General features: G+C 39.5%; 17 protein-coding genes. 2 read left to right on the top strand and 15 right to left on the bottom strand.

The window, feature by feature from the left end; all coding sequences use genetic code 11:
• Positions 1 to 82: 82 nt before the first annotated feature.
• From AC0YN7_RS04105 to AC0YN7_RS04085, 5 genes are all read right to left on the bottom strand, one after another.
• Positions 83 to 1,783, bottom strand: coding sequence for a response regulator (locus AC0YN7_RS04105; RefSeq protein WP_475808685.1), 1,701 nt, complete (start codon positions 1,781 to 1,783; stop codon positions 83 to 85).
• A gap of 1 nt (position 1,784) precedes the next feature.
• A complete protein-coding gene (locus AC0YN7_RS04100) occupies positions 1,785 to 3,563 on the bottom strand; it encodes a sensor histidine kinase (RefSeq protein ID WP_475808684.1) in 1,779 nt (592 codons plus the stop codon).
• Positions 3,564 to 4,031: 468 nt separating this feature from the next.
• The gene (locus tag AC0YN7_RS04095) at positions 4,032 to 4,646 is read right to left on the bottom strand and encodes a DUF402 domain-containing protein (RefSeq protein ID WP_475808683.1); all 615 of its coding nucleotides are present in this window, start codon (positions 4,644 to 4,646) and stop codon (positions 4,032 to 4,034) included.
• A 57-nt stretch (positions 4,647 to 4,703) separates the two neighbouring features.
• On the bottom strand, positions 4,704 to 5,249 hold the full coding sequence (locus tag AC0YN7_RS04090) for a ribonuclease FAU-1 family protein (protein ID WP_475808682.1): 546 nt from the start codon (positions 5,247 to 5,249) through the stop codon (positions 4,704 to 4,706).
• A 21-nt stretch (positions 5,250 to 5,270) separates the two neighbouring features.
• Entirely contained in the window at positions 5,271 to 5,825 is a 555-nt protein-coding gene (locus tag AC0YN7_RS04085) for a GNAT family N-acetyltransferase (protein ID WP_475808681.1), read from the bottom strand.
• A 420-nt stretch (positions 5,826 to 6,245) separates the two neighbouring features.
• Between AC0YN7_RS04085 and AC0YN7_RS04080 the strand changes: the two genes are divergently transcribed.
• On the top strand, positions 6,246 to 7,118 hold the full coding sequence (locus AC0YN7_RS04080) for an alpha/beta fold hydrolase (protein WP_475808680.1): 873 nt from the start codon (positions 6,246 to 6,248) through the stop codon (positions 7,116 to 7,118).
• A 371-nt stretch (positions 7,119 to 7,489) separates the two neighbouring features.
• Positions 7,490 to 8,587 carry a hypothetical protein gene (locus tag AC0YN7_RS04075; protein WP_475808679.1) on the top strand — a complete coding sequence of 366 codons (1,098 nt, stop codon included), beginning with the start codon at positions 7,490 to 7,492 and terminating at the stop codon, positions 8,585 to 8,587.
• A 355-nt stretch (positions 8,588 to 8,942) separates the two neighbouring features.
• Here the strand turns inward: AC0YN7_RS04075 and AC0YN7_RS04070 are convergent, their stop codons facing one another.
• The 10 genes from AC0YN7_RS04070 to AC0YN7_RS04025 all read right to left on the bottom strand — a co-directional run bounded on the left by AC0YN7_RS04070 (position 8,943) and on the right by AC0YN7_RS04025 (position 17,284).
• Positions 8,943 to 9,389: a DinB family protein gene (locus tag AC0YN7_RS04070; protein WP_475808678.1), complete on the bottom strand. Its 447-nt coding sequence runs from the start codon at positions 9,387 to 9,389 to the stop codon at positions 8,943 to 8,945.
• A gap of 156 nt (positions 9,390 to 9,545) precedes the next feature.
• On the bottom strand, positions 9,546 to 9,884 hold the full coding sequence (locus AC0YN7_RS04065) for a hypothetical protein (RefSeq protein ID WP_475808677.1): 339 nt from the start codon (positions 9,882 to 9,884) through the stop codon (positions 9,546 to 9,548).
• A 205-nt stretch (positions 9,885 to 10,089) separates the two neighbouring features.
• Complete coding sequence (locus AC0YN7_RS04060; RefSeq protein ID WP_475808676.1) at positions 10,090 to 11,205, bottom strand: nucleotidyltransferase domain-containing protein; 1,116 nt, start codon at positions 11,203 to 11,205, stop codon at positions 10,090 to 10,092.
• A 372-nt stretch (positions 11,206 to 11,577) separates the two neighbouring features.
• Positions 11,578 to 12,051, bottom strand: coding sequence for a GNAT family N-acetyltransferase (locus AC0YN7_RS04055; protein WP_475808675.1), 474 nt, complete (start codon positions 12,049 to 12,051; stop codon positions 11,578 to 11,580).
• A 44-nt stretch (positions 12,052 to 12,095) separates the two neighbouring features.
• Positions 12,096 to 12,581: a GNAT family N-acetyltransferase gene (locus AC0YN7_RS04050; RefSeq protein WP_475808674.1), complete on the bottom strand. Its 486-nt coding sequence runs from the start codon at positions 12,579 to 12,581 to the stop codon at positions 12,096 to 12,098.
• A 103-nt stretch (positions 12,582 to 12,684) separates the two neighbouring features.
• Positions 12,685 to 13,095: a DUF6933 domain-containing protein gene (locus tag AC0YN7_RS04045; protein ID WP_475808673.1), complete on the bottom strand. Its 411-nt coding sequence runs from the start codon at positions 13,093 to 13,095 to the stop codon at positions 12,685 to 12,687.
• Positions 13,079 to 13,585: a hypothetical protein gene (locus tag AC0YN7_RS04040; protein ID WP_475808672.1), complete on the bottom strand. Its 507-nt coding sequence runs from the start codon at positions 13,583 to 13,585 to the stop codon at positions 13,079 to 13,081. Before AC0YN7_RS04040 ends, AC0YN7_RS04045 begins: the two co-directional genes overlap by 17 nt.
• A gap of 204 nt (positions 13,586 to 13,789) precedes the next feature.
• The gene (locus tag AC0YN7_RS04035) at positions 13,790 to 13,969 is read right to left on the bottom strand and encodes a hypothetical protein (protein ID WP_475808671.1); all 180 of its coding nucleotides are present in this window, start codon (positions 13,967 to 13,969) and stop codon (positions 13,790 to 13,792) included.
• A gap of 961 nt (positions 13,970 to 14,930) precedes the next feature.
• Entirely contained in the window at positions 14,931 to 15,860 is a 930-nt protein-coding gene (locus AC0YN7_RS04030) for a serine hydrolase domain-containing protein (RefSeq protein ID WP_475808670.1), read from the bottom strand.
• A 20-nt stretch (positions 15,861 to 15,880) separates the two neighbouring features.
• Positions 15,881 to 17,284, bottom strand: a complete 1,404-nt coding sequence (locus AC0YN7_RS04025; RefSeq protein WP_475808669.1) for an MDR family MFS transporter — start codon at positions 17,282 to 17,284, stop codon at positions 15,881 to 15,883.
• Between the last annotated feature and the right edge of the window lie 201 nt (positions 17,285 to 17,485).

Below are 17,485 nucleotides of genomic sequence, written 5' to 3'. Positions count from 1 at the left end.
CTTTCATTCCCTACAACTTTATTGTAATGGATACGGTTTCAATCGTTCTAGGCACTTTCCTTGACATCAACACAACACTTCTTTACTTTGACTGTGGATCAAGCGATTGCCTGTATTCCTGAGGAACCATATTCATATGACTTTTGAAAAATCGTGTGAAAGCGAATGTCGAGTTATAACCGAGAAGCACGGCGATTTCATGAACTTTCAGCACATTCTCTCGCAATAATCTAGTGGCGGTTTGGATACGAATTTCCGATATGTAATCAGACAGTACTACGCCAGTAATTTCTTTGTATAAACGTGATAGATACGAAGGGTTTAATGCGACAAGGTCAGCTAACCGCGTCAACGAAATATCGCCGTCCAGATTAGCCTGGATAAAGCTATGTATTTTGAAGATGATGGCCTGTGCTTGATCGGTCTGCTCTTCCTTCTTATGATCGAAAATCCACTGTGCCAGTCTTGTCAAATGCCGAACGGTTTCGTTCCAGTCATCCGGCTCCGGCTTGGCGGATAGCTTGTCGAGCCGCAGATCCTTTTGCTCCGATGTATTCAAATTCACACTCCAACGGCTTATATATGATAAAAAGATGGATGCTAATCCGTAATATACAGCGAGCCTTTCCTGAATCGCGGAGGATTCACCGGAAATAGTCCCCATCATCTCATCAAACAATTCAAAAAATTCACCCTTCTGATTGTTATCCAAGTATTGAGACAAAGCGCCTATTTGATTAAAAGGAATCGGCTTACCTGCCGTGGGGCCCAGGTTTGCTGCCCTCCTTTCGGTTCCGTCCATTGGACTGGAATCCGTTAACAGCATTTCGTTACGCAGCCCAAGTCCCCAGCTCATCTTCATCTTCAATTGCTGGAAATGATCCGCTGTTTCGTGCCAGGCAGCAGGCAAGCTGCTAAGAATAAAGGATACCGGAACCTGCAATATTTCTCTGCAGGAGGCTTGAATCGATTCAAGTGTACCCATTAGAAAACGGAAGGTACTTTCTATGCTTTCAAAGCTGTCTATACTCGCAGTTCCCGGTCTATGCTCTTGCGCAACTTCAGCGGCTTGAATGAACCATAATATTTTCGATTGATCAAAGGGAACGTGAACCAGCTCTACAGTTTCGGATAAATACTCTAGGACAATATTTTGAATAGCGTAAAGAATTAAGGCTTTATCCGATGGATTCAACGTTGACTTCCAGTTATCCACTCGACCGATTAAGAGGGTTACCGGTTTCCCCACAGACAGAGGGATATTCATATCCTCAAAGGCGGTTTCCAGCACTGAAGTAGACATTTTCTTACCTTGTACAAGCTCCCATAGAAACTCCTTCTGCAATGCGGGTAGGGAAGCCTTTAACTGCTGCTGAGTTTTGCCGATTAAATGCTCCATAGCCCTTTCTTCTTTAAGTGCTGCTATGGCCTTTTCAACGGATTGGATAATAGCAGGATCACCCCCGGTTTTCAAGAGATAATCGAATCCCCCGGATGCTATAGCCTCCTGGACATAATCGAAATCATTATAACTCGTGAGAAAAATAACCTTACATCTCGGCCACTGCTTGCGGATTTGACCCAGCATTTCCAGCCCAGTGATTATCGGCATCTTGATATCTGTCAGGACGATGTCGATCTTGGTACGCTTCAGCACCTCTAACGCATCAACTCCAGAATACGATTTAAATAATTCCAGCTCCATGTGCGGCAGCTCTACAAAAAGCTCAAACAAGCTATCTACTATAATGGAAACGTCATCTACAATGAGCATCCGATACATCTTATTCTCCTCCAGTCTCTGTTCCTATTCCGTGCAGCCTTACTTCTACTTTCAAACCGCCTAGATCGCTTTTCGAAAAATAAAGCCCTGATTCTGATCCAAATTTGATTTGGATGCGCTGGTGTATGTTGATCAACCCGGTGCTTTCCATTAATGCATCTACCCCCTGTGCGGAGAGACGCCGGTTTAAGAATTCCAGTTGGGGCTCATCTATACCTTCGCCATTATCCTCAATTTGAACGATGACTTGCCCATTGTCTAACCTGAACCCTATTCGCAGTACCCCTGCGGAAAGCTTGTTTTCAAAAACATACTTATACGAATTCTCTATGATCGGCTGCATAATAAATCTCGGCACAAGGAGCGCATTCATCCGGGAAGGCAGTGTATCAAATTGCACCTCGACACGGGAATCAAAACAAAAGGTTTGGATATCCACGTAAGTCCTTGCATGCTTGACCTCCTGTTCCATACTGATTTCATTCTGGGCATCTCTAGTAATAAACTGCAGGTATTCGCCCATATAAGCTGCAAACCTCTCGGCATTTTCGTAGTCCTGATATTTAATTAGTCGTGCCAGGATGAAATGATTGTTAAACAAAAAATGAGGATTGATTTGCGCTTGCAGCCTTTTCAATTCAGATTGCTGAATTTTGATTTTCTGGTCATACACCTCGCTGATCAAAATCGTCAACCGCTTCATCATGTTGTCAAAGGCTTGATACAAATAGCCAAATTCATCGCGGGATTTGTGCAGGATTACAGAGGTGAAATTCCCCTCCTCCACCTTTCGAAAAGCAAAAATGAGCTTCACCAAAGGCCTATGTACCTGACGGTAAATCCAAAAAGAAAAGACGATGATGACCATAATAGATAGGATGGAAAAATATAAAAACCAGCTTTCGTATTGTCTTAACGGAGCCAGGATGCTTTCTTGAGGGACATAGGCCACAAGGGTAGTATCCAAATATGACGAGTATTCAATAGCAGTCAGCAATTTCCGATTTTGACTGGAAACCAAGTCGATATATGAATTCGTTCCAGATTGCTGCAGTCTTTGGATGCTGGTTTTTAAAGCAGGCAGATCACCCTCGTTAGCATCATTCACGATGATTTCACCTGATTTGGAATAGGATAGAAGGGCACCGCCTCCTTCCACAGTTAGTGCTGCATTCATAGTCTTTCTGATTTGTTCCGTAGATATTTCAATAACGACTATAAAGTCTGTCTTCTGTTTCCCACCTGCCGGCAGACCTTGGTAAGGCAAACTTAAAAATAATCGTTTATCCAAAAATACAATAGAGATCCTCCCATTTTTAGATTGGAACTGAGCAAACTCATCCGCATTCACTTCTGTTTGATATTTGAAAGTATTAATTGTCCGATTCATTAAGGGAATATAGATACTCGTATCTTTAATATACATACTGGAAGATTTCATAATTTGCAGCCGCTTCTGCAGATTCTGGACTGCGTGGTTTCGCTCGTAGTCAGTCAATCCGACACCTGCTGAGCTTAACAGCAGCAAATCCGTATCAATAACATAATCCAGTTCTAAATCCGATAATCTCTGAATCTCGTATTCAAATGCATCCATATACGCTTTTAATTTAAGCGAAAGAGATTTAGAAATTTCTAATTCATTCTGTTCATAACCCATTCTGTTCATAGCTAAGGTCACAACATACAAAGGGATAATAACGATTAAAAAAGAAAAAACAAGCTTGGTGAATATGGAGAAATTTATCTTACTTTTGATATATTTGAAATTAAACTTCATATTCCTCATCCTTTCTTGGCTTTAGATAGGGTTGACCTTTCTTTGCTATTTCAGGATAATGTCATAGATTCATCTCATGTTGTAATTTCATTCCATATTATCATGAAGGAAATTGTTGCACCATAACCTAATAAAGAAGCAAATGCAATTTCCGGAGCAACCTCTCTAGCCTTCTGAATAAAATCAGTTATTAGCTTGTGGCGCTTATCACCAAAATCCTTTAGTTTATGCTTTCTTTGCTTTTCCGTTTTCTTACTTTTCCATAAAACCGCCTATAGCGAGCTGTCCGTTATAAACCCTAAAAACGTCTAATGGCTTCGCCCCTTGAAAACAAAGGGCGAAGCCATTAGGTATAGATTATTTACTGTTATGCTAGATCGTCTTAATTCCATTATAACTCTGGCAATGCATCTAACACATTCATATTTGAGCACCCTCTCTATATTCTCGCTGAATTACTTCTTAACTCTAGTATTTTTTACCATAATTACTTTCTCTTTCAGGCACATTTAGTATAGGTACTTCAGATAATTGCAATATATTAGATGGGATTGGGTCGGCTAAACTGATTAATTCGTTGAAAGAACAAGTATCCTCCAAAAATGCTATTAGATTTCCTGATGAAATCAATTCAATTAAGTTTTCAAGCCCTTTCCTTGCCCCATTACGTTCGTTTTCCGTGATGTGTATCTGACTAATTACATGATCAAAATCGTCTTCGTCTATAACTACATATTCTTTTCCATCATTACTAACTAAGATGTCTAGTTCCAAATCTATATTAAAGAAATTAGTTCCTAAACTAAAACATGGCGTACATATATCACAATTAAAACTCCAATCAAAAGGTCCTGGTTCAGTAATCGATTTACCATTTGCATCAAGAGTAATGTTTATTTCAAACCAATTATCATAAAATGAATAATGCCTAAAAGTAAGATTTCCACCGATCATATCATCAATTTTAACTTCGTAAACCATTACTCTTTCATTCCACACTCGTATATTAGATTTGGGAATATGAAACACTCGCACCTCATTGGGTAAATGGAGGTTATGGAATTTAATTAATCCTTCTCCCAAAATAATCTCCCCCTTCCATCTTCAAATTCCCGGCTCACATCAACATGAAATCTCTAACTAAATAAGAGAAAATAATGCTCTAAAATCAGTTTCCCATCTCTGTAATAAATCATTGCTGCCTTGTGTTAAAGTCATATGTAATCTATTCAACTCTGTATTTGCCAAATAATAGTCGGCCTCAGTTATTTTTCTCGCAGTCAATGCCTGTAATAATTCTTCCTCATCTAATATATATATTTCCTTGTTAGGCAATACAACTACATCCAAATAGAGATCATCAAAGTAAGGTACTCCATCTTCAGTCAGACCATTGGATAATGTAATGTCAAAATACCATTGCACAATCTTTCCTTCTTCATTTATAACTGCCGTCATTGCGTGATGGGCATCTTTTGGAAAATACTTCAACCATGAAAATCCATTTGCAACAATAATAAAATCATCATACTCAGCCACTTTAAAAGTTATGTGTTCCTTTACTTTATCAAATACTACAAGTGTTACATGCCCAATGAAATCAACTTCTTCAATGTACATTTGCCTGTACGTTTTCTGAAGGATCCCTCTCCAATGTGCTAGATCTCCGTATTTTCTTTTCACCATTTACTCCCCTATTTCGTTTATCTATTCTGAGATTATTTCAAATTCTATTCTCCCAATACGTTTTGCGTAACAATGCCTGGGTTTCCCACCGTACATTGGACGGGTAAATTGCAAGATAAACCCTTCAGCTTCTAAATTTTTAATGCTTGCATGATTCTCTGGATGAACTGTTGAGTAAATATATCGATAACCGTTTTCCTTTGCCCGTTTTTCACGTAACTGATGAAAATGTCGTTGTAAACCCATACCTCGAACGGATTCGTGAACTACCGTTGCGTCAAGAGTTGCAACATAAGGTAATTCTTGCTCTGACAGCCCAAATTCCATTCCGAGATTACTTTCACTTAATCCAGGGAACGCCAAAACTGAATACGCAACGAGTTTCCCATTTAGATAAGCACCATATATTTCACCTTTTTCTTGAACATGGGTTTGCAAGTAATCTACATCATCAATCGCAAATTGTTCTTGTGAAGGGATTCGAGATATTACGTCAACCATAAGGTCCATTATATCTGGAACTTCCAAATGTCCTAGACGATGGATTTCTAGATTAATTTCTTCTTTTAGTAGCATTTTAGAGTTCCTCCAAATCACCTTCATAATTATTGGTTAGTATGATGAGTTTAATGGTCAGTCCTTCGGGGATAGGTTAATGTTCCTTGTTATTCAGCATAAGAGTAGGATTTCAATATTTCCAACTTTAATTTACCATTAATCCGCATAGAAGTTATAGAAAAAATATGTGATAGGCGCAGATATACTTAAAATGGAATCAAAAAAACGGCATTTCTGTGCCGTTTTCGTTTAAATGTGTTGGTGAAGAAACCGCTGACCCCATCTTAGCAGGGAAGTGATAGCTGATAATATTGCTACCTCTTCCTAATGATTATTGCGGTAAAAAAGATATTCTTTCTTCCATGTCAGAATAAATTAAGGCAGTGTATGTGAAAACTAATTTAGAATTTTTGCACTCAATCAAAGGAGGGAGTATTTATGCCAATCGGGAATATTAACGGAGTCAATATTCATTTCCAGACAAACGGTGAAGGAATCCCCCTTGTGTTCATCCATCCCCCTCTGCTTACTAGCGCCAATTTTCAATACCAGCTGGCGCAACTGTCAGATGAATTTCAGGTAATCACCTTTGATATCCGCGGACATGGACGAAGCGAAGCATCAAGTACCCCTATCACCTATAAGCTGATCGCTGAGGATATTAATCAGTTATTGGATCATCTAAAGGTTAAGCAAGCCATTGTTTGCGGATATTCAACCGGAGGAGCTATAGCATTAGAAGCCATGCTTAATTATCAGGATCGTTTTTTGGGCGGAATTCTAATAAGTGCCATGTCTGAGGCAAGTGACTTTAAACTGCGGAACCGTATCCGTTTCGCTATCGGATTATCCAGATGGAAGTCCGTGATCCGCATGCTGATGCTGAGCATAACATGGGGCAATTCTGACAGTGTCCAAACCTTTCGCAATCTTTTGAATGATACAAAAAACGGGAACGCTCACAATATTCATCAGTACTACCGTTATAGTCTGAACTATAATTGCACGAAGCAGCTCTCCAAAATTAAGGCCCCTGTCCTTCTGCTCTATGGAGGCAAGGATCGGAGCTTTACGCGCTACAGTAGAAAACTACAGCAGGGACTTCGCAATGCCACACTTGTTACATTCAGCAACGAAAAGCACCAGCTGCCGACGAAAGCGGCTAACCAAATGAGTGAGGCGGTACGCCAGTGGGTTCATCTGATGATACAAGAGGATTGGGAAAGCACAAAAGAAGATAATCTGTTGCCGGAAGCTTACATAATAGATCAAGAGATGGCTGATGCGCAGCATCTGCAGAAGTTTGAATGATAAGCCTTCTTGCCAAATGGATAGAATGTGATCACAATCGAGACCCGCTATAAGACAAAACCACTCCCGACATTGGAGTGGTTTCTTTAATAGAATTTCTCTTTATTAAGATTTACACAATAGTAACTGTTGCAATATCCTTTCCAGACCAAAGATTAAAGCTATAACCCGTTTCGAGTAATTGCCAAGGTGCTTCGTCAACTATAAAAGCCACATCTGCATATGTATCCCACGTATTATCAATATGTTTTGTTATCCTTACTAACACAGTCCATGTGTCTCCAAAAATGTCTTCCTTGATTATTCACACAGTCGCCCATCCTCCTTCGTTTGAATACATTAATTTAAAGGCAATGAAGGGGGATTTGTTTGTGTCTGATCAGCAGTTCAATACCGTTTCCAAAGAAGAATCTCGTCCGACAGGCTACAGCGGATGGATCGCATATACGTCGAATCGCGGCGGACATTTCGATATTTGGCTGTATAGCCCTCTTGCTACCATCCATATTCCGCTTACGCAGGGATTAGGAGAAGTATTTTCCGTTCCTTATTGGTCTCCGGACGGCAGAAAAATAGCATTTATCGGAAAGCAAAACATCGTTTACTCCCTTGATCTAAGCATGGGAACAATAGCGCGGATCGACCAAATCGAGCCTTATACTCTGTTGGATTGGTGCCCGAATAGTCAATTGTTAAGCTATGTCAAAAACGGTCGGATCGTCATCTACAATACATTTACCCATTCCAGCTGGAGCGTCATCCAGCCTGGATCCAGCGACGTCCAGTGGTTCCATTCCGGGCGGGAGCTTCTCTTCGCAGCGCCGGATGCAGCCGGCATCAGCCAGCTTTTTCGCATGAATATCGATGGAACGGCAAAAAGGCAATTCACGCAAAATACGGAAGGACCGCTTAACCACGTTAGGCTTTCTCCTGACGGAACCTTTGCGCTCTATACATCGCCCGGCGCGAGTATTTCGATTATCACAACGGTAGATTTAGCCACAGGCCAAACCTATACGTTAGAGGGCGGGCCACTCGCCAAAAATTATTTTCCCGAATGGGCACCGAACGCTACCGGAATCGCCTACAGCGCAACAGTCTTTGATGATCGGGGCTATTACTCGTACATTCAGACAGACAGCCGGATCGGCGGAAATCAATTAACGTGGGCGATTTCCAATTGCTTCGACACGCCGGTCAGTTGGTCACCTGATGGGCATCAGATTGCATACTTGTCTGGTTGCGAAAACGAACAACCTTCGAGTCAAATTTGGACTCTGGATTTGAGGCATCCGGTCCCAGTCAAGATTATTGAAGGAGGCCATATCACTGCACTGCAATGGTCTCCGTCTGTCATTTCAGAGCTTCCTCCCAAAGTGTATTCGAATTCGCTCTACCACGTCCGCTTTCCATACCCGGCACACTGGCAAAAAGTAAGCGAAGAACGATACGAAAACCGGAAGACATGAGAAAGCTATCAGCTCTCATTGAGAAATATCCGCATCCGATCCAAATCGGCGAAACGTCATACAACTATTTCATTCTATGGGCGGACTACAATCACATTAATCATTTGGCAAGGCAACTAACGTTTATTTGATTAAATCAATATGGAAGCACTATGGTCGATTCGACTACAGGATCATCACAATATATAACGAAAGGGTGTTTGAGATGCTCGCGACGCTTACTGAAACGGAAAAGTTTCGGTCCTCTACGATATTGTGCGAATCGATGAAGGTGGTCGTGATCAAGATGACTGTTTCCGGGTAACTTAACTATGTCCCTAATATCACCATGTAATTTTCGATTCGCACTAAAAATCTATCTAACAAAGGTAATAAAATCAATGGGTATAGGTTCAATACCAGCTACTCGAAGTCGCGAGTTAATCTGTCCTCGATGATACTGACCATGAAGTGCTACATGAGTTAAAATATCTCGTATAGAACTCATAAACTCTTCACCTCTACTATTTGTGTATGTGATTAACTTATCAAGGTCAGTTTTAGCTATTTCAGCGAGAAATGTTTTGAAGTTTTCTTCATTTTGTTTAACAAGTTTTGCACAGACTGTTATATCACCATCCGACCAGATGGGCATTCTAGAACTGTCCAATCCTTTTAATCTAGTTACCCATACTTGTTCAGCATATAAAATATGAGAAAAAATACGCAACATTTGGTCCTCAATCTCTACATTTTGCAAGGTTTCTAGAATACGTTGATTAGCCCAATTTAAATGTTCATACATCTTTTGGATTGTTTTCAATGGTTCCGCCTCCAACATTAGCTTTATTAAATAAGCAGGACTCCTTAGCACATGCTCATAAATGAGAAGCATTCAAATAAATTTACTCTTTAAGAATGAAATCTATTCTTAAGCGCCTCCAAAGTGAATGGATATGCTGTCACTTTGTGATTCGCACTAAAACTTTATCCAAATTGGGAGTATTAAAAAAATTATCGTAGCAATCACACTTTTAGCAACTAGGAACTCACCAATCTTATTACTCACAGCTGCGCCGAAGTCATTAACATGCCGTCTAGAAACCAATACTGCCGCTAACCAGAATGGTAGGGATAACAAAAGAGGATAATAAAAACCATCTGTTCCGTTTGAATATAGATCTATTTCAATTAATTTAAAGAGAGAATGGCTGACAATAAAATCATTCCCAAATTTCATGTTTATTAAGAATCCTGAAAGTAGAAGAATAGAGAAAGCGACCCATAACCAAACGGCTTCTTTTTTACCAAAATGCATCAACCCCTCGAGGGAGAGTATATCCATAATATACCATAAAAACCTATATGAAGATACTCATTCTGGAAAGAGTCTTCTGTCAGGTACTGGGACTTTCTACATTATTCAATTCGATAACGGGAATAAGGCAGCCGTCATTTATATGGGCTGCCTTTTCTTATTGGTTACTGCGTTATAATGACACGTTAGTTTGATTAAACCATAATCAAACTCTATTATTAATAAAAGTCTCAAATTCCTCGACTGAACTAAATTTATTCATCTGTACATCTTCCGACCTAAGTTGATTTTCTAACATCTCGATAATCTTCAGAACGGCTATCCGCAGCGGTTCGAGATCATTTGGATCCAAAAGGGCTGTGAGATCCGGATACCCAAAACGATTATAAAACTCTCGATACTCCCCAAAATCGAATAAGCCAGGCCATAGACCTTTTTCTGCAGCGTACAATCTTCGAGCTAGCCCATCTTGTACGCCTATGGCAACGAAAAATGCAGTTTCATAATGACCTTTTTCGCAAGCGGTCAAAAGTTTATTGAGCAACCCTCTTTCCTCTTCGTAGTAACCCTTCATTTGATTTTTATAGGAGCGAACGCCTTCCTGACTATGCTTTTTTGATGAAATAAGATGCATAGTGTCTGTAGCAAGTTGATCACAAGCATGAGTGATTTCAACCACAGAATCACTGCACATAATTGTATCGAGGTATTGGTTCAGATTACTTGGCTTAACAGGTAAATTATTGACTTGCTCGCGATAATGGCCCCAACTTCGTTTATAGAAAGTTTGGTTTAACAATGCCAGACATCTAAATATGTCACTTGTAATCTCATATGCCAGCATTCGACAATAGGACAAATCCATAGAGCTTCCAGCTAGTCGAAAATTATTTAAGTTGAAAAAGCAATCACGCAATACAACTTCGGATTTATTGATCAATGTCAGAGCATTGGATGGCTCACTCATTGTAGCTACGGTTTCACGAAGTCGCATGAATCTCCTACGGTCCTCTTCTGACCGGGCATACAATAGTTCACAGTCTGCAATAATGGTCGTGTTCCATTCTTCGAATACTGCCATCCCGTTAGCCCGATCCCATCCTATTGGCCAGAAATCAAAACTAATCCCATCTATTATGAATTGTAATTCTAGTTCATTTCCTCTGGGCGTTGCTGGTATGAAAAAAAAGTCCAAATCCGACCGCTCTGTGGCCCTTCCCTGCAAATACGAACCGTAGTATCCTACAATGGCAATATCTTGAGGATAATGTGTCTTAATACGATTTACAATAATATCAGCTACAGCAAATACATCAACCATAAAATCAACTCCTTTATCATCTGCTTTTTCAGAATATCATTAATCAATCAAGAGCAGTTGGTAGAGAACTTATATAGTTAAATATTTACCAATGGCCCGCTTTCCCTTTTATTAAGCCGTTTGTTTAACGTGTTAGATCTAATTTGATCTAAAAAAGATAAACCCAACTTGTATATTCTTTTAATTGGTCTCGTAAATCTAGCAAGTTGAATTATGTATATTGCCCCATTATGTACGAACAAAACTTCAGATCCTCACATTATCATGCAGTAGTGATCAGTGCTAATATGTCTGAAGATTTGGAGAACTGTCTCCATTAACGACTATCCCCTTGTTGTTACAATTACTAAACATTTCACGACCAATATAAATTTAACCAATAGTCAATTGGAACTTTTGCCGTGAACCACCTTCTGGCCCATTCGGAATTGATTCCATTAGTGGAATAAAACCAAACTTTTGATAGAGCCGTCTTGCAGATTGACCATCTGGAATATCTTCGCCAAATGTAGTAACAGATACATCTGATGGAACTTCGATAAGTGTGAGAATATGATTAAGCATTGCAGTTGCGACTCCCTTATGTCTTGCTTGGGTTGAAACAGCTAACCATCCAATCTTATAGCTTGGGGCATTTGTTGAAGAAAATAATACACCACCGAGTAATTGTGAACCTGGTGAACCATTATTCTGCCTTACACAGAATGCGCTTTTTTGATTAATATTTTTCTCTAATGCTTGAATAAATTTTGGGTCATCTACCATAGAACCAAACAGGTATTCGACCTCTGAGGTCAATTCAAGCCATCCATTTATATCCTCTTTAGTTGCGTTTACTACATTCATTGCTTAGTCCTCCTAAAGATATTTGAATAATGAATCGGTCCAGTTCAAGTTTTCACGTTACTGTATATGGCTTGCTCTGCACCATATCTTAGCACTGTTTTTTCTAATCTCATGCCAACTCTTTCTAATAACATACATGAAGCAAGATTAGCTGTTTGTGTCTCAGCTATTAATTTCGAGAGTGATAACTCATTGAAAGTATAAGTAATAATCTGACTAATCACCTCGGTTGCATACCCGCAGCCCCACGAATATGGCATGAACTCATAAGAAACCTCAATGTCTGCGCCATCAACATGATTATCCAAAGAAACCAAACCAATAAGATCATCGTTACTTTTTAGTCTAACAACCCATGTTTTTGAATCCTTTTCGGATCGTTCTAATGCATCCAAGAACTTATTTGACGTATGCTCCTCATCAATTGCTCCACCAAGATATTTCCTAACTTCTTCATTAACATATATTTTTTTCACATCTTCAAAATCAGTTTCTTGTAACTTAACTAACCTACATCTGCTGGTTTCCAAGCATTTCCCACTCCCATTATTAGGTCAAAATATCTGTGCATGAGATAAAATAAGCTGCTGCTAATTGCATTTCTAAATCTTGAATAATTTTGTATAAGTCGTTTTATGAATAGTGGTTTTGAATAGCTTCTTTAAACACTTTTATAGGTTCGTTATAATCAATTGGTTTATAAATCAATCTATTTAGCCATTTCATTCGATTTAAATTACCATTTAGTCCCAGATGTGTATCTTTGGAGTATCTTGTTATTTCTTTCATAGTTCCTAGAACACTTCTGTCATTGGTTTTAGAAACAATCATGTCTTCTCCATCATTTATATATAATTCAATTAACCTTTGTTCAACTCCCTCGCTTAAAAGGTAAGTCAAAAGTGTAGAACTAATTTTTGATTTTAATGTTTTTAGTTGTGAACTCCTAATACCATCAATGATTACACATAATCGACTTAAGTCATTAATAAAAATAATATGCTTTCGATTGTTTAGCTGATAGATATTAACGTGCCAGCTCAAGTTTTTCTTCTAATGCTACTAATTGATCCATAAAAGAGTTCCAATCATTTCCAAACGAAATTCTCAAACCGAATCCAACCTCTCGAAGCTTGATTTGCAGTTCTTCAAAACTATTTTTATCTTCTTGAGACAAAACAGAAAATTCATAGAGTTCATCATGTGGATACTGCCTTAATTTAGAGGCTAATCTTTGCAAGGTTTCTTTGTCACCCTTAGAAATAGATTTCAAATATTCCCCATTACTTAAACCAACATAAATTCCTTCTAAAATGTCTCCTAATTCAACTGTTACTAAATTGGGGTCCGACCAATTGTTCTCTTTTTGTTGTGCGATTAACCCTTCTAATTCAACCATATTATGTTGTACTTCAGTGAAGATCAACTGTTTACTCGCAAAATTAATGTTTATCAATCCCCAAATGACTATACCAAGTAAGAATATATTTAGAATGATTGATGATCTAAAACTAATCCTTTGTTTTTTGTTCATTCCAACTCCCCCTTACTGAATAAACACATTTAAAACGCTCGACTCCGGGGTATTCCACAGCCAGAAAGCAACAATAGAATCAGCATTAACAATATTCCAACCCTTGCCACATCACGACCACCATCTACCATATATTGTAATCCGAAATATACTTTGTTTTATATTACCATATATTAAAAGGCTGCCACTAGACAGCCCTTCCATTCATTTTCCATCCTCTTGTGCCTCAATAGTTTCACTATTGCTCAGAGTAGCAGAGAACACCCCTACAGCAGCATCCTTATCAAATACCTCCGCTCTCAAAACTATTTGATTGACCGAATACGGAATGGATTCATATTTATAGTCAGTCTGCTTGAATCTCATCTTAGTAGTCTGATCCAAAAACGATAGAATCCGCTTCAGCTCCTAGCCATCAATACTCAGAGATTTCAAGTTATGTATATGAGATTATTTTCAGCAATTGGCGGAGCTATCGATTTGACTGTATATCATACAATCAATTCCACATCCAAAACGATTTGATTGAGCTAGACTGTATTTCATACAAGCTAATTGTCCATTCTGTACTCAAATGGTCCCTAGCGTCGTATTAGATTGTATCTTTTCCATTCAAATGCAAAGAAAACGAAATATTTAGCTGTTTGATTGGACAATATACATTCAAATTTCAAATTCACATTCTACCGTTAACGAATAGGTACTTTGAGTACTAATACGAGCTACCGTATACCGATAACGAATCGGGACTCTGGGTGCTAGAACGCTCGTCGGTATACCATTACACGAAATCTAGCACTGATTTTGAGGTTGAGCGCTTCTTGACGCTTTTTGACCACAAGATCTTCCATGAACGCTAAAAAAAGCTGTCACGTCAAAAAGTCGGCAGCCGGCTGTTTTGTACCTGAGCTGTTTTGTACCTATACTTTTTATTACTCAGACCTAACAGTTGTCACACAAAATGAGCTATTCAGATAAATAATGAAATTTATCTTCTCTCCCTTTCCAACTCTCAAATGCCAGTACAAAACCAATTACTAATTCGCATATTAACCATGTCAGACATCTTCTAACAAATATATCTTGCGAGTATAACGATTTTTGGAATTCTGATGTGTTGATCTCAATGATAGTTATGGCGAGCCAAACGAAAAATAGGAACAGCCCCCATAGACTGCCCCTAGTAACAATATATCTAAACTTTCCTTTTTTGCGAACAGCTGACCACTTAACGAGAAAGGCCTTTTCCTTATCTCCCAGACCTAACTTCATCATCTTCCTTATAATGACAATGACCTCCCATAAATCGAGTGGGAAAATTATAACTTTTACACTCAAGCTAATTCTACTGAAAAGTCGGTAAAATATGTTCGAAAATTAGCCGTCTGGAATATATGGCATCATTCCGTTTCGTAATTTGCTTACGAATAACAATGGTAAGCTCAAGCTCTGGAACGACCATCAAATATTGTCCACCATGTCCAAATGCAAAATAACAATCGACCTGACCATTACTGCTCGCAGGTGAAATCCACCAATGAAAACCGTACCCGCCATAAATAGGAGGTTCATAATGCAGAAGCCCTTTGTGATGCAGCTTCGATGATTGTTGAATCCATTCTGCAGATAGCAGCTGAACATTGTCCCACTCACCATTCTTCATATACAACGCTCCGAGCTTAGCTAGATCGCGACCGTACAAATACAGTCCTGTGCCTCCCTCATTAACGCCCTCACGTTGCGACCAGCGGGCGCTGCGAATTTGAAGCGGGCGAAACAGATGCTCCTTCGCGAACTCTAAGGCGCTCACGCCAGTAGCTTCAGTTAATATATGCGACAATAGATGCGAGCCGCCTGAATTGTAAGTGAAGGATTCTCCTGGTTCATGGATGAGCGGCTGCTCCAGCACGAATCCGATCGGATCGGTAGAAGCTCTAAGCGCCTTGTAAGGCTTATCGAAGTCTGGCCAGTCAAATCCAGGTGTCATCGTAAGCAAATGTTTTATTCGAATATGCTCAAATGACTTTCCGCTTATTTCCGGATGGGTGACATAATCTGTCATTGACTGCTCCACACTTTGCAAGTAGCCTTTGTCCATGGCAATACCAATTAAAGCGGAAAGAACGCTCTTCGTACAGGAATATAGCGGGCCTATAGTATCTAGACCGCGAGTATACCATTCTTGAACGACCTGTTCGCCTTGCATGACGATTACAGCATTTATTTTCCATTCTGATAGCTGCGTGCTAAGAGCTGAGAGATCCAACTGTTTCATTCTCCAATCTACCTTCCTTACTAAGAAGCATTTCTTTGCTGCTGTTCAGCTTGCTGCATTTTCGGTAATCCCATCGAAACGAATACGACAAATATTGACAATATGGCTGTCCAAATAAAAATATGATGCAGACTTGTTTCTAGCGCACCCGCTTCAATACGATCTGCTTGACCGGTTTGCAAAAGCAAGCCAAACACTGTTATACCTATAGTTTGTCCTAAAGTACGAATAAAGTTAAAGCTGGCAATCGCAGAGCCTCGAAGTTCCCAGCCTACGGATGAAGATACGGCCACAGTCAACGACGTTAAAGACAATCCGAACGAAAAACCAGCCATAAGCGTATAAGCAACAAACAATAAGAGCGGTGTTGCCGCATTTAATAACGAAAACCCAATACTTGCTCCGAGTAGAAAGCATGCGCCTATAACGCTTATGTAACGCAGGCCCTTCTTCGCAATCCAATTTCCCGCAAAAATAGAACCGAGCGGCCATGCAATTGATAATGGTATCATCACCAGACCAGAGTACGTTGCGGGTTTACCATACACCCCTTGAATCCAGAGCGGCAAATAAAAGATAATTACAACATTAATCACACAAATCAGAAAACCATTTAAGTTAGCCATGCTGATTATGCGATTACGAAATAATTGAAATGGAATAATTGGTTCAGGTGAACGACGTTCAATAGCAACAAACAAACTCAGAAATACAATTGCGCATCCAAATAAAAGCCCTATTTGCAAATTGGAGCTTGTGCCTTCATCCCCGCCCCGCAATAAGGTCATCGCATACAAAAAGCTGAACATACCAATAGTAAAGGTAGCAATACCTGGGTAATCGATATGCCGTTTTTTCTTATTTAGCGTTTCTCTTAGTGATGTGGTAAGCAAATAGATAGCTACAATACCGAACGGAAGATTCATATAAAATATTGCTCGCCACGAGACATAATCGACTAGTAGACCGCCTAAAAGCGGACCTGAAATACCAGCTATTCCCCAAACGCTGGACATCCATCCTTGTACCTTCGCGCGTTGTTCAAACGGATATAAGTCGCCTATTATCGTGTATGGAATCGTCGTTAAAGCCCCTGCCCCCAAGCCTTGTAAAGCACGAAACCAAATAAGCTGATTCATCGATTGCGAGACACCTGACAGCATTGACCCCGCCAAAAAAATAAGCGCTCCAATAATGAAAATTTTCTTGCGTCCATATAGATCGCAGAGTTTGCCATAAACAGGTGTCGTTATAACCGTTGCCAACAAATAAATGGAAATAATCCAGCTGTACTGCTGGATGCCATGTAATTCACCGGTTATGCTCGGCATTGCGGTGCTGACAATTGTCCCTTCTATCGCTGCTAAAAATGTTGCGACAAATAGGGCAATCGTTATTTTTTTCCGTGACTGATTAATGCTCATTATTCACCCTTTCGATTAATCCACTATGATAGATGTATAATAACGGGATCCTTATCTATTCTATTATGATCACTGTCCGTACCAATTATCAATGTAAATATTCAAATTCAGGAAGTTTGCATGTACCGATTTTGTTTTTTATTACAGCTTTCACGTGTGCAACATTTTAATAGGTATGGTGCTCTTCCCGCTTCATCCAAC

It is taken from the genome of Paenibacillus sp. J31R122 (assembly GCF_056269185.1).
Note: the sequence above shows the minus strand (reverse complement) of the source record. Positions and strands in the feature narration are given on the sequence as shown.